This window comes from Gordonia rubripertincta, from assembly GCF_038024875.1.
In the GTDB taxonomy this organism is placed as follows: Bacteria; Actinomycetota; Actinomycetes; order Mycobacteriales; family Mycobacteriaceae; genus Gordonia; species Gordonia rubripertincta.
The window spans coordinates 3,644,800-3,665,807 of record NZ_CP136136.1; the positions used below are offsets into that span (position 1 = coordinate 3,644,800).

Sequence of the window (21,008 nt, forward strand, 5' to 3'; positions counted from 1 at the left end):
TGAGGCGGACTTGGGACCTACGCCGTCGGGGAGACGCCCCATGCCGCGGCGAAGGCGTCGACGCGTTCGACCAGGGCTTGCGCCTCCTGCGTCACGGCGATGGCGCGGGCGCGGCCGAGTGTTGTGCCGAAAGTCGACGCCGGGCGTCCGTTGGCGTACTCGTAGCGCGCGCGGATGAGGTGACGGTGCGCGTCCGCGTAGTGTTCCCCGGTCCGTTCGGCGAAGTCGTCAGCCCGGTCCAGGAGGGCGGCGGCGTCGGTCAGCTTGCCGGCGGTGACCAGTATCTCCGCGTGCAGTCCGAGCCAGAATCCGTCGCCGGTGCGCGGCTGGTCGGTGGTGCCGGGTCGGTCGGAGCCGGCGTCACCGTTCTCCAACCGGTCGATGCGGACCAGGGCGTCGTCGACGTCACCGGCCATGGCACGCGCCCACCAGTACATCCGTTCGCCGCCGCGCCGCAGGTAGGCGAGAGGACCCGCGCTCTCGGAGTCGATGATCTGTCCGGTGTCGAGCGCCCACTCCGCATCTCCGATCGTCGCCGCTGCACCGACTGCGAAGATGGCGGTCCCCAGCCGGGACCTGGGGTCCGGACGTGCATCGGTGATGCTCGCGAACAGTGCTCGGCCGGCATCCCGGCCGAGGTGGACCGTGGCCGCCCAGGCCCGGAAGCCGCGTGCCATCGTCTGCTGGTCGTCGCGGAGTCCGTCGACGTCGTCGAGCGGTCCGTATGTGTCCAGGATGCGGTGGGCCGCACCGTAATTGCCGCGGGTGAACTCGTCGATTCCGGCGGCCTGCATGCCGAGGTGGACGACGACGGGATCGTCGGATCGTTCGGCGCGGGCACGGAGGTCGTTGGCGAGCCGGTGCCCGGTGTGCGCGTCGGCGGCCTGGATGTGCGCGGCGCAGCGCGCGTAGTCCAGGGAGGCCAGCAGCCTCCGGTCGCCGAGCGCGGTGGCCAGTGCGCGGGCGCGCTCCTGGAGGTCGGCATCGGCGGCGAAGTAACCGTGTACGGAGACCTCGCCGGCGAGCTGGGTGGCGATCGCCCGGAGCTCGGCCTGTTGGTCGCCGGTTGCCCGTGCGAGTGTCGACGCGTCGCCGAAATGCCGTTTCGCGCCGTCGAAGTCGTAGGTGCGCAGGGCGATGTCACCAGCGGTCAGCAGGGCGCTGGTGGTTCGCTCCCGGTCGGCGAGCGGGCCGGCCGACCACAGGTGCCGGGCGACCCGGCTGACCGCATGCGGCGAGGAGTTGCCGGTGAGTGCGTCGGCGATGGCCAGGTGGATTCGTCGTGCGCGCATCGAAGGAATCCCGTCGGCGATCGCCTCGCGGATGATGTCGTGGCTGAAGCTGAATCCGAAGGGGTCGTCGGGTCCCAGGTCGATGACTCCGGCGGCGGAGGCGGACTCGAGTGTGTCGAGGGCCTCGTCCACCGGTCGGCCGGCCGCGGTCGCGAGCAACACCAGGTCCACCCGGGTGCCGATGAGTGCGGCGATGTCGAGGAGTTCGGTTGTCCCGGGGGACAATCCGAGGAGTCGCTGGCGGACTACGTCGCGTACCCCGGACGGCACGGCGCTGCCCGCGATCGAACCATGATCGGCGAGGATGCGCGCGAGTTCGCGGACGAAGAAGGCATTGCCACCGGTGCGTCGCTCGATGGAACTGACCGTCGCGACCTCGGGCCACTGTTGCGTCTCGCGGCGGATCAGCTCGGAGATGTCGTCCCCGCGGAGGGGGCCGACGTGGAGCCGGCGGTGCTCGGGGAGCCGTGCCAGCGTGGCAAGGGTCGAGGCGACGACGGGCCGGTGGGTCGGTGACCGTAGCGAGGCGAAGAACGTGACACCCGGGGTTCGTCGAGCGGCCATGTGCGCGAACAGTTCCAGCGAGGCACCGTCGGCCCACTGGAGGTCGTCGAGGACGATGATCAGTTTCGTGGTCTCGGCGACGCCGTCGAGGAGGTCGGCCGCCTGGTCGTAGAACTGGAAACGCGCTGCGGCGTCGGGCATCTGACGCGGCGGCGGGATGACGTTGACCCCCTCGGTGACCATCCGGCCGAGCGAGCTGTCGAGGAGTCGTTCCCGGTCCTCCGGATCGAGCTGGGGGAGTACCGTGCCGAGAATCTGGACCCACGGCCACATCGACGGTGCCGCCGGATCGTCCACGCACCGTCCCCACAGCACCCGCAGGTCCGCCGCCCCGGCCGCGCGGCGTCCCGCTTCGTCGATCAAGGCCGTCTTGCCCGCTCCCGGTTCGCCTTCCACCACGACGACCCCGCCGTGCCCGGCCATCGAGGCGAGGACGGCGCGGTGGAGCGCGGCCAGTTCGTCGGTGCGCCCGACGAGTGTCGGCGCGTCGTCGAGGGGGTCTGGGTCCGATGTTGCTCTGGTGGCCCTCACGCCACCTGTGTCCGCCGAAACGGTAGTCGCTGAGACGGATTCGCGCGGCGCGGGTGGCGCGTCGAGGTGCGGCGCGTGATCGAGGATGTCGCGTTCGAGCTCCCGAAGTCGTGGGCCCGGGTCGACGCCGATCTCGTCGGCGAGGATGCGTCGGGCGTTGGCGATCGCGCCGAGCGCATCGGACTGCCGGCCGAGCCGGTACAGTGCGGTGGCGAGCAGAACCCACAGTCCTTCGTCGAGTGGTGATCTCTCGACGGCAGAGTCGAGCTCGGTGACCAGCAGATGATGGTCGCCGGCAGCCATCCGCGCCTCGAAGGACATTTCCCGCGCCGCGCCGAGCATGCGGTCGAGGTGATCGGCGGCCTCGTCGCGGAACGCCAGTCCCTCGAACTCCGGGAGAATCGGCCGGTAGGCGTCGAGGACTTTCTGCAGAAGCGGAGCCGCGGCGGCGGTGTCGCCCTGCTGCATCAGTGTCCGCGCCGAGGCCAGATCCGTGGTCAGCCGCCGCAGGTCGACCTGATCCGGCGTTGTCGGCAGGCTGTAACCGGTTCCATGGGTGAGCAGCACGGTCGAGGGGCTGCGCGGCTTGCGGTCGGGTTCGAGGGCCTTGCGCAACCCTGAGATGTAGGACTGCAGAGACACTTCGGCGCGATCGGGCGGTGAGTCGCCCCAGATGCCCTCGATCAGCCGATCGGCACGAAGCGGCGCACCCTCGGCGAGGACGAGCTGCGCGAGTGTGGCCCGCTGCTTGCGGGTGCCGAGTTCGACGGGATCGGAACCGATCTGGGCGCCGAGCCCGCCCAAGACCGAGTACGAGAGTCCGAGCATCAGCGTGAGTGTAGTGCTCCGGACCCCGCCGGGGAGGGGTTGTGGGCGAGGTACGGTCCTTCATCCGACAGATTCCGACGCCGGATGTCGGTGGCCGGCGATAGGTTCGTGCGTATGAGTCTCGCAGTGGGCATGATCACCGTCGACACCCTTCAGCCGATGCCGCTCGCCACGTGGTGGGCCGAGGCCCTCGGTGGCCGTATCGTCCAGGAGAACGACGGCTTCTTCGTCGTCCTCTCCTTGGGAGAGGGTGCACCACTCCTCGCGTTCCAGCAGGTCGACGACCCGACGCCGGGGAAGAACCGCATCCATCTCGACCTCACCACCGATGATCGCGAAGCCGAGGTCGAAAGGCTCGTCGCCGCCGGCGCGACGAAGATCGCCGACCGCGAGATGCCCGGCTTCGGCTGGGTCACGCTGGCCGACCCCGACGGCAACCAGTTCTGCGTCGCCGGGCAGCACGAGGCCGAGGCGCCCCCGGCCGACGTCTAGCCTCGGTGGATGGGATTCACGAGGGCCGAGCTTCTCGAATACCGGGACCGCACCGTCGACGACCTCGTCGGTGACGACTGCCGGCTGCTGTTCGTCGGGATCAACCCCGGCCTGTGGACCGCCGCCACCGGCGCCCATTTCGCGCGCCCTGGCAACCGCTTCTATCCGGCGCTGGCACGTGCGGGGATCGTCGACCGGGTGATCGACGCGTCGCGCGGCATGTCCGAGGCCGACGCCGAGTTGCTGACCGGACGCGGGATCGGCATCACGAACGTCGTGGCCCGCGCGACCGCGACCGCCGCGGAACTCACGGTCGAGGAGTTCCGGGACGGGGGTCGTCGGCTGCGGGAACGTGTGCGGGAGATTCGGCCGCGAGTGGTGGCGGTCGCCGGGATCACCGCCTACCGCAGCGCCTTCGGCCGGCGCGACGCTGTGTCCGGGCGCCAGGAGGAGATCTGGGACGGAGCCCAGCTCTGGGGTGGTCCCGAACCCCAGCGGACTCAACGCGCACGAGACCGTCGACTCGCTGGCGGCCGCCTACCGGGAGGCCGCGGTCGCGGCGGGTGTGGTGTGAGCGGGTGCAGTTCAGAGGAGATTCAGCCGGACGGCCCGGGTCGATCTCAGAAGTCCTCGGAGTTGATGATCCGGCGCCGCACCGACAACAGCTCCACCTCGGGATGGTTGGCGGCTGATCGCTCGACGGCGTCGAGCACGTCGACGACGTGGCCCCGGTCGGCCGCCACCACACTCGTGCCGATCACCGCGCGCCGATGCATGTCGAGGTGACCGACCTCGGCAGCAGACACCGAGAACCGTCGACGGAGTTCGGCGACGATCGGCCGGATGACCGACCGCTTCTGTTTCAGCGAGTGCACATCGCCCAGGCGATAGTCGAACTCGGCGAACCCGACCCACATCAGAACGGGATCAGTGGTCGGTGCGGATCAGCGTCGCCACATGGTCGGGCACGTACTTGGACAGCGATCGCGGCGGCCGGTGATAGTTGCCCGACTCGATCGGCTTCTTCGGCAACGTCACCTCGGGGTGGGGAACCTCGTCGTAGTCGATGCTGTCGAGCAGATGCGAGATCATGTTGAGCCGCGCGTGCTTCTTCACGTCGGATTCCACGACGTACCAAGGACTCAGAGCGGTGTCGGTGTGGACCATCATCTCGTCCTTCGCGCGGGAGTAATCCTCCCAGCGGTACACCGACTCGAGGTCCATTGGGCTCAGTTTCCACTGTCGCACAGGATCTTTCATGCGCTGCCGGAACCTCTTGAGCTGTTCGTCGTCGGAGACGGAGAACCAGTACTTCCGCAGAATGATGCCGTCGTCGATGAGCATCTGCTCGAAGATCGGTGTCTGCCGCAGGAATCGGGTGTGTTCCTCGGGTGTGCAGAACCCCATGACCTTCTCGACTCCGGCACGGTTGTACCAGGACCGGTCGAACAGCACGATTTCACCGGGCGCCGGCAGATGCGCGACGTAGCGCTGGTAGTACCACTGGCCACGTTCACGGTCGGTCGGCGCGGGCAGTGCGGCGACGCGTGCGATGCGAGGACTGAGGTACTGGGTGATCCGCTTGATGGTGCCGCCCTTGCCCGCGGCGTCGCGGCCTTCGAAGACGACCACCACGCGAGCGCCCGTCTCGCGCACCCATTCCTGGAGTTTGACCAGCTCGGTCTGCAACCGGAAGAGCTCGGCCTCGTAGACCTTGTTCGAGATCTTCTGAGGCTTCTTCTTGTCCTTCTTGGCCATGGGAAGAGAGTACGGGCTGACGGCCGTTCAGGAGGTCAGTGCGGCGTCGCGCTCTGCTTCGAGTTCCGCGACCGAGGCGTCGATCCGTTCACGGGAGAAGTCGTTGATGTCGAGTCCCTCGACGATCTCCCACTCACCGTCGATCGAGCGCACCGGGAACGAGCAGACGATGCCTTCGGGGATGCCGTACGCGCCCGGTGACGGCAGCGCGGTGGATGTCCAGTCGCCGGCGGGGGTGCCGAGCACCCAGTCGTGGACGTGGTCGATGGTCGCATTGGCCGCCGACGCCGCCGACGAGGAGCCGCGAGCCTCGATGATCGCGGTCCCGCGGCGCGCGACGGTCGGGATGAAGTCGTCGACGAGCCACTCGCGGTCCGCGGCGAGGTCGGCGCCGCTCCGGCCGCCGACGCGCGCATGGAAGATGTCGGGGTACTGCGTCGCCGAGTGGTTGCCCCAGATGGTGACCCGGCTGATCTCGCCGACCTCGACCCCGGCGCGGTGGGACAGCTGGGCGATCGCCCGGTTGTGGTCGAGGCGGGTGAGTGCGGAGAATCGCTGCGGCGGGATCTCGGGTGCGTGGGCGGCGGCCACCGCGGCGTTGGTGTTGGCGGGGTTACCCACGACGATCACCCGGATGTCGTCGGCGGCAACCTCGTTGAGGACAGCTCCCTGCGCCGCGAAGATGTCCGAGTTGGCCGCGAGAAGATCCGCGCGTTCCATGCCTTTCGATCGCGGACGCGCGCCGATGAGCAGCGCGAAACTCGCACCGTCGAATGCCTTGCGCGGGTCGTCGAAGACGTCCACGGACTTCAGCAGGCCGAAGGCGCCGTCGTCGAGTTCCATCGCGGTTCCCACAGCGGCCGGGACAGCCTGGGGCAGCTCGAGGAGTCGGAGGGCGATGGGCTGGTCGTGGCCGAGCATCGCGCCCGCGGCGATGCGGAAGACGCTGGCGTATCCGATGCTCCCGGCCGCGCCGGTCACGGTGACGACGGCCGGTGCGGGACGGCTCATGAGTACTTTTCCGTCAGCAGTACCTGGGTGCCCGGTCCGGAGAGCACAAGTGCGTGGCCCACCGAGTACCAGGTGAGGGGCTCGCTGGTGAGCGCGGTGATCCACTCGTCGGCGCCCGCGCGCGGACCGGGGCAGGCCATCATCGTCGAGGCGAGGGAACCGACGCGCAGGACCGAGCCCTCCACGGTCATCTCGCCGACGTGCCGGTTGCACCCGGCGAACAGGGAGATGCGGTTGGCGGCGGTGAAGGTCAACTGAAGGGGGCCGCCGCCTGGGATCTGGGGGCCGGTCACCGCCGTCGACGAGTAGGACTTGCCGACGAAAGGCGGAGCCGCCGGCTCGGCATCACCCGGACCGGCCGCGAACGCGCCGAGACCCGACACGAACAACACCGCGCTGACCAGCGCAACAATGCGTAAGCTGATGCGATGTTCGCGGGCTGGGTGGACGCGTGCCGTCTGACGGCGATCCCCGAGGCTCACGTTCAATACGGTAGCCGACCGGATGGGGGAAGCGATATGGCCATCGGGGGTGAGATGTGGTTTCGGTGACCTGCCGAACCGAATTTCTCACGGGACGCCACCACACCTCCGCGCGTGCCGCGTGGATCGTCATGATGGTCGCGTTGATCGCGCTCGTCGGGCTCAACATCACCGGTGTCGACGGCCTGCTCATCGCGGCGGTGGTGGCCGGGCTGCTCGCCTTGTCGCTGTGCGCAGCGGCATACGGCCGACTGGGCGAGCGGGGAGCGGTGTTGCTGACCGTTGACGACGACACCGTCTACTTCGGCGACGAGGACCACACGTTGGTGTCCTACCCGCTGAGCGCGCTGCGGTCGTTCGCGATCGGTGGTCCGGCGGACGAGACCTCGCCGATGACCGGTCAGCGTGCCCGGCATCTGACCGTCTTCGGGCAGAAGTACCTCAAGCTGACCTTCGCGCGTGAGCAACCGGGCGTCGGCACCGGGTCCGCCGAGGACCTCGACCCCGACTTCTGGCGGGTCGCGATCGTCGAGGGCGATCCGGCGGCGACCGCGGTGATCGACCGACTGCGAGTACATGCTCCGCAACGTGTTTCGACCAAGAAGAACGCGGCGCAGAAGTCTGGACAGGAGAAGGCCGCCGAGCGGAGTGAGACGGTGTCGGTGGAGTCGATGCCCCCCGACCGCGATTCCATCGACCACGACACCTCGGATCGCGAGCACGCACCCGTCTCTCTGCGCCGGCCCCGCATCGCCGACGCGGGCTCGGAGGAGGCCGCCCAGCGGTTGTGGGAGGAGGCGACTCGCCGCCACGACGAGGTGCTCACCGCCTACGGCACCTACGAACTCGACCCGGCGCTGCTGCTGAAGTACCCGGCGGTCACCGACGTCACGGTCGAACAGACCCAGACCTTCCACCTCGCGCTCGACGAGGCCACCGCCCTGCGTACCGACGCCTACCCGGGCAACCGTGGTCGCGCCGACGCCTACCAGAAGTCCGTGGCAGCCCTCCGGCGTGCCTGGATCGCGTGCGAGAAGCACGGACGGCGCATCGGCGCGGGCTACCTCGAACCCGCTGACCAGAACGCCCTCGACACCGCACTCAAGCTGTACAACCATGCCGAGGCGAGCAGCACCCCCGCCGAGCAGGCCACGTACTACGGGCGGGTTCGCGACATCGTCACCACGATGACCGACCGCGGGGTCCTGCACCCGCCGGAGGCGGCGGTCGCGGAACTGAGCGCCGTCACGCGTCGCGCGCTGGAGGCCGGCAGGTCCAACGCGTGACGATCAGTAGTGCGCCGCCTTGATGAACTGTCCGTCGAGTGTGTACATGCCCTTCGACGCGTCGACCCTGGCCATCTCGACGCGGATCACGTAAGCGGTGTCGTCGTGGAGATGTGGCTCGGTGACATCGATGGCGACGGCGCCGCGGTCGTATTCGGGGATCGAGCCGCGCCTCATCGCGTCGTCGCGGACGCGGTCGAACAGTTGAGGTGAGATCGCGTCGAAGGCGAAGCCGTCCGGGCGGTAGCGTCCCTCGCTACCGGAGGCCTCCGGGAACTTGCCCGGTGCGATGACGATCTGTCCGGACCGGCTGGGGGTCGTGTACCGGAAGAGGACACCGCCGCTGTTCTGGATGCTGCTGGCGCTGATGATCGGGGTGTTGTCGGCGATTCCGCGAATGACGAAGTCGTCGAGTACCGGTGCGTTCGGGGCGATCCCGGCGAGCGGCAGGGCGGCACGGGCGACCATGAACGCAACGTCGAAGTCCGCGGGGTCGAAGTACTTCGCGACCGTGCCGTCGGCGCGCCCCTCGATCTCGACGTCGCGGATGAAGGCGTCCCCGGGATCGAGGGAACCGGTGAGAAGAACGGGTTCGTTCGCTTGCGGGCGTCGTATCTCGAAGCTGTCGAGCCGGGCGTCCGGGACGATGGGCGTGACCTCGGCCTGCATGGACCCGGCGATGTCGCCCAGCGAACCCGGGTTGATCGTGGCCGCGTCGAAGGTCTTGTCCGCCCGGTCCATGGTGGGCGTCGCGGAGGCATTGGAACCGCCGTCCCAGACGTTGATGTTCGTCGCGCGGCCGTTGGTGGGGTCGAACACGATGGCCTGGTCGGAGCTCGAGTCGAGGTTGTAGCTCAGGCGCAACACATTGCGGGTCGCGCCGGGGCCAAGCTCCTCGACGATCTCGTCGAGGAGTCGTTGGTGGCGTTCGGCGAGTGAGGCCTCCGCGTCGTCGCGGCCGGGGATGTCGGTGGCCGAACCGAAGGAGGGCAGTGACGGGACCGAGATCGTCCAGCTCTCGGCGACCCCGAACAGCAGGGCGGCGGCCGTCACCAGCGTCACCGTCGGATAGATGACCGCCCACCGGCCGGGATGGTCGTCGAATTCAGGGGTTTCGGTCTGATCGCGCGGCGGCAACTGATCGGGTGGCAGCGTCGTGAACGGGTTCGACGCCAGTGCCTGGAAATGTCCCTTGCTCATCGAGGTGATCCACCGCGCCTCGTAGGCGGTGTCATTCGGCGGGTTGACGGTCGCGGTCACCATCGTGGGCTGCATGTCCTCGGCCCCCAGAGTGCTACGCGTGAGCGCCCCGACCTCGATCTGTGGGGCGTCTCGGGTGACGCCGCGCCGGAATTCCGGCAGTTCCGACACCCGCGACGCGCGCGGACTGATCGCGATCCCGAGGACGACCAGCGGAATGCCGAAGAACACGGCGACCCACCAGGCGTTGAACGCGCCGAGCCCGACGCCGGTCGCCACCAGCAACCCGGCCAGGACTGCCCGGACCAGACGTAGGCGTGTCCTGCTCGGGAAGGTCGCGCTCATCGGCCGTCCTAGGGTCGGGGGAGCAAGGGCGAAATGCGCCGTCGGCGAAACAGGTGGACTGATCATAATGTCGCCGACCCCGCTCTACCAGGGGCCGCGTACCGTTGTTGCTGACCTGACGGCGCCGGGAGGCCCGACGGGTCGTGTAGTTGGCCGGGAAACGATCAGGAGAAGTGTTTCGGTGGGAAAGCTGACCAACAGCATGTGGCGACTTCTGGGCGCCCAGTCGACTCGCAACCAGTCGAAGTCGCTGAGTGTGATCAAGGAGGCCGAAGCCCACACCGATTGGGCAGCCGAACTCGCCGACGACGCCTTCGTCGGTGAGGCCGAGAAGCTCGACATCGGGTCCAAGCCCGGCGACCGGGCGAGATTCCTGGCGCTCGTCCGCGAGGCCGCGGACCGCTCGATCAACCTGCGCCCCTTCGACGTCCAGCTGCAGGGCGCGCTGCGCCTGCTCGAGGGTGACATCGTCGAGATGGCCACCGGTGAGGGCAAGACACTCGCCGGTGCGATCGCCGCGATCGGGCACGTGCTCGAAGGACACCAGGTCCACGTCATCTCCGTCAACGACTACCTCGCCACCCGCGACGCCGAGTGGATGAAGCCGCTCTTCGACGTCTTCGGCATTGCGGTACATGCCATCTCGGAGAACTCCAGCCGCGAGGAGCGTCGACGCGCCTACGCCGGCGACGTCACCTACGGCTCGGTCAACGAGATCGGATTCGACGTCCTTCGAGACCAGCTGGCCCTGTCCGAGGCCGACCTCGTCTCACCCCAAGCCCGACGTCGCGATCATCGACGAGGCCGATTCGGTACTCGTCGACGAGGCACTGGTGCCGCTGGTGCTGGCCGGGTCGACCGAGACCGAGGTTCCCGACCAGGCCATCCACGACGTGGTGTCGCGGATGAAGAAGAAGCACTACGAGGTCGACGCCGAGGGTCGCAACGTGACGCTCACCGACGAGGGTGCGGCCTTCGTCGAGGAGGAGCTCGGCGGGATCAACCTCTACAGCGAGGAGCACGTCGGATCCACGCTCGTGCACGTCAGTATCGCGATGCACGCCCACTACCTGCTCGAACGTGACATCCACTACATCGTCCGCGACGGCGGGGTCCACCTGATCAACGCCTCGCGCGGCCGGGTGGCCCAGCTGCAGCGCTGGCCCGACGGCGTCCAGGCGGCCGTCGAACTCAAGGAAGGTCTCGCCCAGACCGACTCGGGCGAGGTCATCGACACCATCACGGTGCAGGCACTCATCGGTCGCTACCCGAAGGTGTGCGGCATGACCGGTACGGCCCTCGCCGCGGGTGAACAGTTTCGGCAGTTCTACGACCTCCGGGTGTCGCAGATCCCGCCGAACACCGAGAACATCCGCACCGATCTGCCCGACCGGGTCTATGACACCAAGGCCAACAAGGTCGAGGCGATCGTGGCCTACGTCAAGGAGATCCACGAGACCGGCCAACCGGTCCTCATCGGCACGCATGACGTCGCCGAGTCCGAGGAACTCGCGTACTTCCTCGAGAAGGCGGGTGTCTCGTCGGTGGTCCTCAACGCCAAGAACGACGCGCAGGAGGCGAAGATCATCGCCGAGGCCGGTGCCCGCAACGCGGTGACGGTCTCGACGCAGATGGCCGGCCGCGGTACCGACATCCGGCTGGGCGGCTCCGCCGATGACGCCGCCGCCCGCGACGCGGTCGTCGAACTCGGCGGGCTGTGCGTGGTCGGTACCGGACGGCACGACACCGAGCGTCTCGACAGCCAGCTGCGGGGTCGCGCGGGACGTCAGGGCGACCCCGGCACGTCGGTCTTCTTCTCCAGCCTCGAGGACCCGGTCGTCACCAAGAACCTCGCGTTCAAGCGAGATCCGGTGTCGCCCAACGAGGACGGCTCGATGGGCAGCAAGGGCATCGATCTCATCGAGCAGGCGCAGCGGATCGCCGAGGGCGTCCGGCTCGAGTTGCACGCCAACACCTGGCGCTACAACAAGCTGGTCAACCAGCAGCGCGACATCATCGTCGACCGGCGGATGAAGATCCTCACCACCGACACCGCTCTCGACGAGCTCGCCGAACTCGAGCCGGAGCGCTATGCCGAACTGACGGGGGAGAAGGCCGCGGAGTCAGGCGACGCGCAGAAGGCAGACGAACCGTCGAAGGCCGACACCGCGGTCGCCGTCGACACCGTCCCGCGTGAAGTGCTGAGCCAGGCGGCCCGCGAGATCGTGCTCTACCACCTCGACCGTGCGTGGGCAGACCATCTCGCGTTCGTCTCCGACGTCCGGGCCAGCATCCATCTGCGGTCGCTGGGCAAGGAGAGTCCGCTCGACGAGTTCCACCGGATGATCCTCGCGGAGTTCTCCGACCTGCCCGCCCAGGCGCTCGACAAGGCTCGGGAGACGTTCCGGGAGGCGAAGATCACCGCGGACGGTGTCGACCTCGGTTCCTCGGATCTGCACCGCTCGACGACGACGTGGACCTACATGGTCCACGACAACCTCTTCTCCTCCGGCGGGGCGAAGACGCTGCAGGGCATCATCGGGATCTTCCGGTGACCGAACCGGAGGCGGCACCCACGCCGGCTCCGGACCGGATCGTGACGGTGCCGAACGCGCTCAGCGTGCTCCGGCTCGTCCTCATCCCGGTCTTCCTCTGGCTGCTGCTCGTCGAGAAGGCCGACGGATGGGCCTTCGCGGTGTTGATCTTCTCGGGGGTCTCCGACTGGCTCGACGGGAAACTCGCCCGCCTGCTCGACCAGTCATCGCGGATCGGGGCCCTGCTCGACCCGGCGGCCGACCGGCTCTACATCGTGATCATCCCGCTGGCCTTCGGCGTGCGGGAGTTCATCCCGTGGTGGCTCATCGGCATCATCATCGGGCGCGACGTACTGCTGTTCGCGACGGCGCCACTGTTGCGTTCGCGCGGTGTCCTCGCCCTTCCGGTGCTCTACATCGGCAAGGCGGCGACCTTCGCGCTGATGAGCGCGTTCCCGTGGCTGCTCGCCGGACAGATCGATGCGGTGAGCGGTTTCGCCTACCCGATCGGGTGGGCGTTCATGATCTGGGGCGTGGGGCTCTACCTGTGGTCCTTCGTCCTGTACTGGTATCAGACGATCCTGGTGATGCGACGCATGCCGTCGCGCCGTCAGGCCGACACCTCGCCAGACAGTAGAGTCTGACGGGAACGAAAGGGGCCCTTGTGACCGACAGCAAAGTGCCAGAAGACCTGCGCTATACCGCAGAACATGAGTGGATCGAGAAGATCGGACCGACGACCGTGCGCGTCGGCATCACCGACTTCGCCCAGGATGCACTCGGCGACGTGGTGTTCGTGCAGTTGCCCGACTCCGGTGCTGAGGTCACCGTCGGCGAATCGTTCGCCGAGGTGGAATCGACCAAGAGTGTCTCCGACATCTTCGGGCCGCTGACCGGTACCGTCAGCGCGGCGAACGACGCACTGGACGCCTCGCCGGAACTGGTCAATTCGGACCCCTACGGCGAGGGCTGGCTGGTGGAGATCGAGGCCGCTGACGAGGCGACCCTCGACGAGCAGCTGGGTGATGTTCTCGACGCCGCGGGCTACCGCGCCGTCATCGAAGGGTAAGAGTTCCCGCCGATCCGCCCCGGTGGCTCTGATCGACCTGGCTGATCGCTCCGGTGACGATATGATCGACCGTGCCGGAGTCGACTCGCTCGCCGGTGCGATCGACATGACCGGTACGGTTACGGCAGTGGGAAGAGGCGTGACGTGAACCGACTTCGCGATCACGCTCCGAGATCTACCCGTCCGCACATGTCATGTAGATTCAACCGGCCATCGCTGCGAGAGCCGACTCCGAACCGTCGCGGGACCGCGATCGGAACCGGAGACGTGGACGGCCGGAGGAGTGCGGTTGGCCGAACAGTGCGGTGTGCACTGACAGTGCGATTGCACTGACGACGACGAAGGAGAAGTGGTGAGCGAAAACGACAGGGACTTCGAGGCGCCGGTGGAGACCACCTCGGTGTTCCGGGAGGAGTTCATCAATGAACTCGATGCCGGAACCAGCACCTCGAGTGAGCCGGCCGAGACGGGAGTCGAGCGACTCGCTCCCGGGACCGCGCTGCTTGTCGTGAAGCGGGGACCCAACGCGGGATCGCGGTTCCTCCTCGACCAGCCGACGACCTCCGCGGGTCGGCACCCCGACAGCGACATCTTCCTCGACGATGTGACGGTCAGCCGTCGTCACGCCGAATTCCGACTCGGCGACAACGAGTTTCAGGTGGTCGACGTGGGCAGCCTCAACGGCACCTACGTCAACCGGGAGCCCGTCGACACCGCATCGCTGAGCAACGGCGACGAAGTCCAGATCGGCAAGTTCCGTCTGGTCTTTCTGAGTGGCCCGCGCGACGAAGCCGACGCCTGATAAGTCGTGACGGCGTCCACGGCCCCTCGCGGCGAGGGATCGATGTCCATCGGCACGGTCCTCGCCCAGTTGCGTGATGACTTCCCAGACATCACGATCTCGAAGATCCGGTTCCTGGAATCGGAGGGTCTGGTGACCCCGGAGCGGGCGCCGTCCGGCTATCGGCGATTCAGCGAAGCCGACTGCGAGCGGTTGCGCTTCGTCCTGACTGCTCAGCGGGACCGCTATCTCCCGCTGAAGGTCATCAAGGAACAACTCGACGCGATCGACCACGGGAGCGGTGGCTTCGGTTCCGGCGGCACCGTGGCTTTGTCCACGGCCCGCGGCACCGTGGCCCCCGCAACCGATTTCGGCGCGCGCGCCGGTCGCGTGTCCCGGGAGACACTCATCGAGCGGACGGGCGTCGATTCGGCGTTCGTGACCGAACTGCAGCGCAACGGGCTGCTGACCCCGGGGCCGGCCGGTTTCTTCGACGAGGACGCGGTGCGCCTCGTCGAGGCCGCCGCCGCCCTTGCCAGCTACGGCCTCGAGACACGCCATCTGCGTGCCTTCAAGGTGTCCGCGGACCGGGAGGCCGGCCTGGTCGCCCAGATCGCCAGCCCCATCGCCAAGGGCAAGGGGACCGGTGCGCGGGACCGCGCCGAAGAACTCGTCCGCGAGATCGCAGCGCTGTCGGTGACCCTGCACACGCAGTTGGTCAAGGCCGCTGTCCGCGACGTGCTCGACTGAACTCTTTCTCCACAGCGCACTCCGGGCCGTCGGGTGTTCCCGCCGGCCCGGAGTTGTCGTGTCGTCCAGCAGCGAGTCGGCCGCCGTCTATCGTCCGAGCGGTGTAGCGTCGAGGACATCAATCGATCGCCCAACGAGGCGTCTGGGAGGTGCGAGATGAGCGAGATGCGTGTGGTGGGCATCAGGGTCGAGCCCCCGCAGAGTCAGCCCGTGCTCCTGCTGCGTGAGGTCGACGGCGAGCGCTACCTGCCGATCTGGATCGGGCAGAGCGAGGCCGCGTCGATTGCCTTGCGGCAGAAGGGGATCGAGCCGCCGCGCCCGCTGACCCACGATCTGATCGTGAATCTCATCCGGGAGTTCGGCCAGACGCTCCTCGAGGTGCGCATCGTCGACATGCAAGAGGGCACCTTCTACGCCGAGATGGTCTTCTCGGGCGATCTCCGGGTGTCCGCGCGTCCGTCGGATTCCATCGCCGTCGCAATGCGTGCCGAGGTGCCGATCATCGCCGACGAAGAGGTCCTCGCCGAGGCCGGTCTGCTGATCCCGGAAGAAGAGCCCGAGGATGCCACCGTCGAGTCGGTCGACGAGACCAAAGAGGACGAGGTCGAGAAGTTCAAGGAATTCCTCGACAACGTCTCGCCCGACGACTTCAAGGCCAGCGGCGCCTGAGGCCGTTCCCGGTCACGGAACGGCAACCGGGAGGTCACCGTTTGTCTCAATCTCAACTTGAGGTTGAGCTTCATGGCGCGTCGCGTTGATCCGGTGTCCCGCTCGGCATAGCGTCGAACTCGACATCGCGCACCACTCAGGGGCCGATGAAGATGTGATCGGCTGACCCGAGCAGGGCCTGGACCGCGTACTGTGGACGTGGATGTCAGGCATTCTGATGCGGCATCCGGTCCGAGCTTTGCGAGGGAGACATCAAGTGGGCGATCGTCCGGTCGACAGTGAAACGACGTCGAGCGACCCGTCACCCGACCACGCTGTGACCGATCGCCCCGCGGGCCCGACCCAGGGCAGCCTCGAGGAGATCGCACCGGGTCTCTTCCCCGACGACACCGTGCCCGACGAGCTCGTCGGCTACCGCGTGCCCAGTGCCTGTCAGATCGCCGGCATCACCTACCGCCAGCTCGACTACTGGGCGCGCACCTCGCTGGTCGTCCCGTCGATCCGCGGCGCCGCCGGCTCGGGGAGCCAGCGTCTGTACTCGTTCAAGGACATCCTCGTCCTCAAGATCGTCAAGCGTCTCCTCGACACCGGCATCTCCCTGCAGAACATCCGCGTCGCAGTCGACCACCTCCGCCAGCGCGGCGTCGAGGACCTGGCCAAGATCACGCTCTTCTCCGACGGAACCACCGTCTACGAGTGCACCTCCGCCGAAGAGGTCGTCGACCTCCTGCAGGGCGGACAGGGCGTCTTCGGTATCGCGGTCAGCGGTGCCATGCGCGAACTCACCGGCACCATCGCCGACTTTCCGGGTGAGCGGGCCGACGGTGGCATCAGCGAGGCGGCGCCCGAGGATGAACTCGCAGCACGGCGAAAGAATCGCTCCCGCCGTACCGGTTAGCTCGCACCTCCGTGGCATCGGCACGTGATCCTCACGACTCTCCCGATGTCGTCTGGAGCAACGCCGCGTCGACCTGCGTACACTGGTGCGCGCGTCGCTACGCCACGGGAGAGCGTCACCGAGCAGTCCACGGTGACCGCCGAAGGAGCAACACCTCTCCGTCAAACTCTCAGGCACCCGGACCGTGGTGGTGACGGCGTCTCTGGAAAGTGACGATTCGTCGTCCGCCCACGGTGAAAGGTCGTCACGCAACGTCGCGTGGCACCGAATCTCTCAGGCGTCCTCCCGGCCTCCGGCCTCCGGACATGACAGAGGGGGAGGGCCAGACTGCCGGCACCGCGCCGGCGCCTGCGAGAGGTTGCCCTCACCATGCCCTCAGCCGACACGTCGTCAGCGCCAGTGACCTTCGTGGACCGCCACGTCGGACCCGACCCCGACGAGACGCAGCGCATGCTCTCGGTGATCGGTGTGTCCTCCCTCGACGAACTGGCCCACCGCGTCATCCCCGCGGTCATCGCGGACGAACTGGACTCGAACGTCCTGGGCGCACTGCCACAGCCGCAGGGTGAGCACGAGGTGCTCGCCGAGCTCAGCGGACTCGCCGCCCGCAACACCGTGGCCCGTTCGATGATCGGTCTCGGCTACTACGACACCCACACGCCCGGCGTCATCCTGCGCAACGTCCTGGAGAACCCGGCCTGGTACACCGCGTACACCCCGTATCAGCCTGAGATCAGCCAAGGACGCCTCGAGGCGCTGCTGAACTTCCAGACCATGGTCGCCGACCTCACCGGCATGGAGGTGGCGAACGCGTCGATGCTCGACGAGGCCACCGCGGCCGCCGAGGCGATGACTCTGCTGCGCCGCGCGGGCAAGTCGAAGTCGCCGCGGGTTGTCGTCGACGCCGATCTCTTCCCGCAGACCCGCGCGGTGATCGAGACCCGCGCCGAGCCGCTCGGCATCGAGGTCGTCGAGGCATCGCTGAACCCGGAGCTGCCGGACCACGGACTGCCCGAGGGGGACTTCTTCGGCGTCATCCTGCAGGTGCCCGGTGCATCGGGCCGCATCATCGACGCCGCCCCGATCATCGACGCCGCCCATGAGCGCGGCGCTCTGGTCGCGGTCGGTGGAGACCTCCTCGCGTTGACGCTGATCACGCCGCCGGGGGAGCAGGGCGCCGACGCATGCTTCGGCACCACCCAGCGTTTCGGCGTGCCGATGGGCTTCGGCGGTCCGCACGCCGGGTACCTCGCGGTCGGCTCGAAGCATGCCCGCCAGCTGCCGGGCCGCCTGGTCGGCATCTCCAAGGACGCCGACGGCAACCTCGCCTACCGTCTGGCCCTGCAGACCCGCGAGCAGCACATCCGCCGCGAGAAGGCCACCAGCAACATCTGTACGGCACAGGTCCTCCTCGCCGTGATGGCCGCGATGTACGCGTCGTACCACGGACCGGAGGGACTCCGGGCCATCGCGCGTCACACCCACGACGCCGCGGTCCGCCTGGCGAATTCGCTGGCGGCGGGCGGCTTCTCGGTCGCACACGCCTCGTTCTTCGACACCGTCGAGGTCCACACCCCCGGCCAGGCCGACGTGATCGTCGCCCGGGCTCGCCGCGAGGGCATCAACCTCCGCCGCGTGGACGCCGACACCGTCTCGATCGCCTGCGACGAGACCACCACCGAGGCAGACCTCGACGGCGTGTTGCAGGCGTTCGGCGCCGGCGGCGTTGAGCCGCTCGACTTCGCCCGACCCATCGAGAACCGCACCAGCGAATACCTGACGCACCCGGCGTTCAACCGGTACCGCACCGAGACGGCGATGCTGCGCTACCTGCGGGCGCTGTCCGACAAGGACATTGCGCTCGATCGCAGCATGATCCCGCTCGGATCCTGCACCATGAAGCTCAACGCGACCACGGAGATGGAACCCATCACCTGGCCCGGGTTCGCAGGACTCCACCCGTTCGCGCCCGTCGAGGACACCGTCGGAATCCGCGAGCTCATCTCCACCCTCGAGAACTGGCTGGTCGCCGTCACCGGCTACGACCGGGTCAGCCTGCAGCCGAACGCGGGTTCCCAGGGCGAGTTCGCCGGACTGCTCGCGATCCGCGGCTACCACCGCAGCCGGGGCGACCTCGACCGCGACATCTGCCTGATCCCGTCGAGCGCCCACGGCACCAACGCCACGTCGGCGGTCATGGCGGGCATGCGCGTCGTCGTGGTCGGCTGTCGGGAGAACGGCGACGTCGATCTCGAGGACCTGCGCGCGAAGATCGCCGCGAACGAGGGCCGGATCGCGGCCATCATGATCACCTACCCGTCCACCCACGGCGTGTTCGAACACGACATCCGCGACATCTGCGGTGCCGTCCACGACGCCGGCGGACAGGTCTACGTCGACGGCGCCAACCTCAACGCCCTGGTGGGTGTGGCGCGTCCGGGGCACTTCGGCGGCGACGTCAGCCACCTGAACCTCCACAAGACGTTCTGCATCCCGCACGGCGGCGGCGGACCCGGCGTCGGACCGGTGGCGGTGCGCGAACATCTCGCGCCGTTCCTGCCCGGACACCCGCTCGCCGACGAGCTGCCCGGCACCGCGACCATCGCCGCGGCACCGTACGGTTCGGCGACGATCCTGCCGATCACCTACGCCTACATCGCGATGATGGGTGCGGCCGGACTGCGCCGGGCGACGCTCACGGCGATCACCGCGGCGAACTATGTCGCCAAGCGGCTCGGGGATCACTACCCGGTGCTCTACACCGGCGAGGGCGGCTTCGTAGCCCACGAGTGCATCCTCGACCTGCGCGCGATCACCAAGGAGACCGGCGTGACGGTCGACGATGTGGCAAAGCGCCTGGCCGACTACGGTTTCCACGCACCTACCATGAGCTTCCCGGTGGCCGGCACGCTGATGGTCGAGCCCACCGAGAGCGAGAACCTCGACGAGATCGACGCGTTCTGCGACGCCATGATCGCCATCCGAGAGGAGATCGGCCGGGTCGGCAGCGGTGAGTGGCCGGTCGACGACAACCCGCTGCGCGGGGCGCCGCACACCGCGGAGGCGCTGGTGGGCGAGTGGGACCACCCGTACTCGCGTGAGGTCGCGGTCTACCCGCAGGGCCTGCCGTCGGCCGGTGCCCGGGCCAAGGTGTGGCCCTCGGTGCGTCGTATCGACGGTGTGTACGGCGACCGCAACCTGGTGTGCAGCTGCGCGCCGATCGAGGCTTACAGCAGCTGAGGGTTACCCGCCCGCGGTTCCCGAAGGTGCCGGCGAGGCCGTAGAGCTCGCCGGCACACTCGTCGGTCCGTAGACGACGCGGTTGATCGCGACGATCGCGCCGTCCTCCGGCGTGGGCATCGGGTCGGGGGTACGCGGGAAGGTGACCGTGGCGGTGGCCGCCGGCATCGGGGCGTCACCGCGGAAGCCGAGCTCGGTGAGCAGTTTCAGCTGTTCGGGCTGTGAGGCATAGGAGATGAACTCCGCGACCGCGTCGGCCCCGACGTCGCCGACCTCCGGTCCGGAGAGGCGGACGATCGGGTAGTCGGCGATCGGCGTCGGCCCGGACGGGATCACCTCGGCCAGCCGCGCGGTCTGATCGGTCTTGGTCATCTGGAACAGTCGCTGCTCGGTGATCGGCACGGCGTGAATACCGGCTTTCGCCGGGTCGGCGGCATCGGCGATGACGGTGGCCGCGCCCTGCGGGGTGCCGTCGGGGGAGAGCGGCGCGCCGCCGAGCATCGCCTTCACGCTGGAGGTCACCCGCGGCGACTCGGCGTCGGCGGTGGTCAGCGGGCCGGTCGTCCGCGTCACGCGGGTGGCGACCGCCTGCGCTGCCAGTGCGCTCGCGTCGGACTGGGCGCCGATCGGCATCGCCATGCGCAACGAACCCCAGCCCTGCAGGCCGAATTCGGTGAGCGAGGCGTCGCGTTGTTGCAGGAGCGGGATCTGTGACCAGTCGAGTTGGTCGCCGGCGGCCTTGGCGAGATCGGGCGAGACCGCGAGCACGACCGGTGTGGAGACGAGTGAACGGGAGTCGCCCTCGATGAGAGCGGGTTTGGCCGAGGCCAGGTCCGCCGACCACACCGACGACTGCGGCACCCAGGCTGCGGGGTAGGCGCCCATGGAGTCGGCTTCCCACGTCCCGGTCAGACCGTCGAGGGTGATCTTCGCGTCGCCGGGCCGCACGGCGATGGTGATGCAGTGGTCGCGGACCACCGGTTTCGTGTTCGCGAACGAGGTCGCGATCGCGGCGAGGCCGGGTGCGATGTCGGGGTCGGCGATGATCGGCACCGACGTGGCACCTTCGACGCACTGAGCGGCCGCGTCGTCGGCCTGCTGGTTGATGCGGTCACCGAGGTCTCGCCACGTGACGACGATGGCGGCGATGAGCAGGATCGACAGCATTGCGAAGACGACACCTCGGCTGACGCCACGGTTGCGGATGCTCTCCCCGCGGTTCCGATGATGTGCCAACGCCGATGCCCTCCCTGCTCTGAGCGTGCTGTCCCCAGGCTC

16 protein-coding genes, 2 pseudogenes and 1 riboswitch are annotated in these 21,008 nt (G+C 68.3%); of the genes and pseudogenes, 11 read left to right on the forward strand and 7 right to left on the reverse strand.

What is annotated here, in order from left to right; translation table 11 throughout:
* Positions 1–17: 17 nt before the first annotated feature.
* A complete protein-coding gene (locus RVF83_RS16470) occupies positions 18–3,215 on the reverse strand; it encodes a BTAD domain-containing putative transcriptional regulator (protein ID WP_005199398.1) in 3,198 nt (1,065 codons plus the stop codon).
* 114 nt (positions 3,216–3,329) lie between these two features.
* Between RVF83_RS16470 and RVF83_RS16475 the strand changes: the two genes are divergently transcribed.
* Complete coding sequence (locus tag RVF83_RS16475) at positions 3,330–3,707, forward strand: VOC family protein (RefSeq protein WP_005199397.1); 378 nt, start codon at positions 3,330–3,332, stop codon at positions 3,705–3,707.
* Between the two features lie 9 nt (positions 3,708–3,716).
* Positions 3,717–4,281: pseudogene (locus tag RVF83_RS16480) on the forward strand (mismatch-specific DNA-glycosylase).
* A 46-nt stretch (positions 4,282–4,327) separates the two neighbouring features.
* Here the strand turns inward: RVF83_RS16480 and RVF83_RS16485 are convergent.
* From RVF83_RS16485 to RVF83_RS16500, 4 genes are read right to left on the reverse strand one after another with little or no spacing between them, the layout of a single operon-like run.
* A complete protein-coding gene (locus RVF83_RS16485) occupies positions 4,328–4,624 on the reverse strand; it encodes a DUF503 domain-containing protein (RefSeq protein WP_005199395.1) in 297 nt (98 codons plus the stop codon).
* 10 nt (positions 4,625–4,634) lie between these two features.
* Positions 4,635–5,465, reverse strand: a complete 831-nt coding sequence (gene ppk2 / locus RVF83_RS16490) for a polyphosphate kinase 2 (RefSeq protein WP_005199394.1) — start codon at positions 5,463–5,465, stop codon at positions 4,635–4,637.
* A 27-nt stretch (positions 5,466–5,492) separates the two neighbouring features.
* A complete protein-coding gene (locus RVF83_RS16495; RefSeq protein WP_005199393.1) occupies positions 5,493–6,476 on the reverse strand; it encodes a malate dehydrogenase in 984 nt (327 codons plus the stop codon).
* Positions 6,473–6,958, reverse strand: a complete 486-nt coding sequence (locus RVF83_RS16500; RefSeq protein WP_005199392.1) for an META domain-containing protein — start codon at positions 6,956–6,958, stop codon at positions 6,473–6,475. The genes RVF83_RS16495 and RVF83_RS16500 overlap by 4 nt, the downstream gene beginning before the upstream one ends.
* A gap of 56 nt (positions 6,959–7,014) precedes the next feature.
* On the opposite strand from RVF83_RS16500, the gene RVF83_RS16505 reads away from it, so the two are divergent.
* On the forward strand, positions 7,015–8,244 hold the full coding sequence (locus tag RVF83_RS16505) for a hypothetical protein (protein ID WP_039880686.1): 1,230 nt from the start codon (positions 7,015–7,017) through the stop codon (positions 8,242–8,244).
* 3 nt (positions 8,245–8,247) lie between these two features.
* Here RVF83_RS16505 and RVF83_RS16510 read toward each other — a convergent pair whose 3' ends face one another.
* Complete coding sequence (locus tag RVF83_RS16510; RefSeq protein WP_005199390.1) at positions 8,248–9,789, reverse strand: hypothetical protein; 1,542 nt, start codon at positions 9,787–9,789, stop codon at positions 8,248–8,250.
* A 181-nt stretch (positions 9,790–9,970) separates the two neighbouring features.
* On the opposite strand from RVF83_RS16510, the pseudogene secA2 reads away from it, so the two are divergent.
* The 8 genes and pseudogenes from secA2 (at position 9,971) to gcvP (ending at position 19,730) form a co-directional block, all read left to right on the forward strand.
* Positions 9,971–12,344, forward strand: a pseudogene (gene secA2, locus RVF83_RS16515) (accessory Sec system translocase SecA2).
* Positions 12,341–12,967: a CDP-alcohol phosphatidyltransferase family protein gene (locus RVF83_RS16520; protein WP_005199388.1), complete on the forward strand. Its 627-nt coding sequence runs from the start codon at positions 12,341–12,343 to the stop codon at positions 12,965–12,967. Before secA2 ends, RVF83_RS16520 begins: the two are co-directional and overlap by 4 nt.
* Positions 12,968–12,987: 20 nt before the next feature.
* Complete coding sequence (gcvH, locus tag RVF83_RS16525) at positions 12,988–13,392, forward strand: glycine cleavage system protein GcvH (RefSeq protein ID WP_005199387.1); 405 nt, start codon at positions 12,988–12,990, stop codon at positions 13,390–13,392.
* A gap of 349 nt (positions 13,393–13,741) precedes the next feature.
* Positions 13,742–14,194 carry a glycogen accumulation regulator GarA gene (gene garA, locus RVF83_RS16530; RefSeq protein WP_005199386.1) on the forward strand — a complete coding sequence of 151 codons (453 nt, stop codon included), beginning with the start codon at positions 13,742–13,744 and terminating at the stop codon, positions 14,192–14,194.
* Positions 14,195–14,236: 42 nt separating this feature from the next.
* Complete coding sequence (locus tag RVF83_RS16535) at positions 14,237–14,923, forward strand: MerR family transcriptional regulator (RefSeq protein WP_005199385.1); 687 nt, start codon at positions 14,237–14,239, stop codon at positions 14,921–14,923.
* Between the two features lie 156 nt (positions 14,924–15,079).
* The gene (locus RVF83_RS16540; RefSeq protein ID WP_005199384.1) at positions 15,080–15,592 is read left to right on the forward strand and encodes a bifunctional nuclease family protein; all 513 of its coding nucleotides are present in this window, start codon (positions 15,080–15,082) and stop codon (positions 15,590–15,592) included.
* Positions 15,593–15,848: 256 nt separating this feature from the next.
* Positions 15,849–16,490: a MerR family transcriptional regulator gene (locus RVF83_RS16545; RefSeq protein WP_005199383.1), complete on the forward strand. Its 642-nt coding sequence runs from the start codon at positions 15,849–15,851 to the stop codon at positions 16,488–16,490.
* A gap of 95 nt (positions 16,491–16,585) precedes the next feature.
* Positions 16,586–16,685: riboswitch (glycine riboswitch) on the forward strand.
* 174 nt (positions 16,686–16,859) lie between these two features.
* The gene (gene gcvP, locus RVF83_RS16550; RefSeq protein ID WP_168432649.1) at positions 16,860–19,730 is read left to right on the forward strand and encodes an aminomethyl-transferring glycine dehydrogenase; all 2,871 of its coding nucleotides are present in this window, start codon (positions 16,860–16,862) and stop codon (positions 19,728–19,730) included.
* A 3-nt stretch (positions 19,731–19,733) separates the two neighbouring features.
* Here gcvP and RVF83_RS16555 read toward each other — a convergent pair whose 3' ends face one another.
* Positions 19,734–20,966: a hypothetical protein gene (locus tag RVF83_RS16555; RefSeq protein ID WP_039880390.1), complete on the reverse strand. Its 1,233-nt coding sequence runs from the start codon at positions 20,964–20,966 to the stop codon at positions 19,734–19,736.
* Positions 20,967–21,008 lie beyond the last annotated feature (42 nt).

Coding starts and splice junctions, on each gene's coding strand:
- RVF83_RS16470 (WP_005199398.1), bottom strand. CDS start 3,215: ATGCTCGGACTCTCGTACTCGGTCTTGGGCGGGCTCGGCGCCCAGATC.
- RVF83_RS16475 (WP_005199397.1), top strand. CDS start 3,330: ATGAGTCTCGCAGTGGGCATGATCACCGTCGACACCCTTCAGCCGATG.
- RVF83_RS16485 (WP_005199395.1), bottom strand. CDS start 4,624: ATGTGGGTCGGGTTCGCCGAGTTCGACTATCGCCTGGGCGATGTGCAC.
- ppk2 (WP_005199394.1), bottom strand. CDS start 5,465: ATGGCCAAGAAGGACAAGAAGAAGCCTCAGAAGATCTCGAACAAGGTC.
- RVF83_RS16495 (WP_005199393.1), bottom strand. CDS start 6,476: ATGAGCCGTCCCGCACCGGCCGTCGTCACCGTGACCGGCGCGGCCGGG.
- RVF83_RS16510 (WP_005199390.1), bottom strand. CDS start 9,789: ATGAGCGCGACCTTCCCGAGCAGGACACGCCTACGTCTGGTCCGGGCA.
- RVF83_RS16535 (WP_005199385.1), top strand. CDS start 14,237: ATGTCCATCGGCACGGTCCTCGCCCAGTTGCGTGATGACTTCCCAGAC.
- RVF83_RS16540 (WP_005199384.1), top strand. CDS start 15,080: ATGAGCGAGATGCGTGTGGTGGGCATCAGGGTCGAGCCCCCGCAGAGT.
- gcvP (WP_168432649.1), top strand. CDS start 16,860: ATGCCCTCAGCCGACACGTCGTCAGCGCCAGTGACCTTCGTGGACCGC.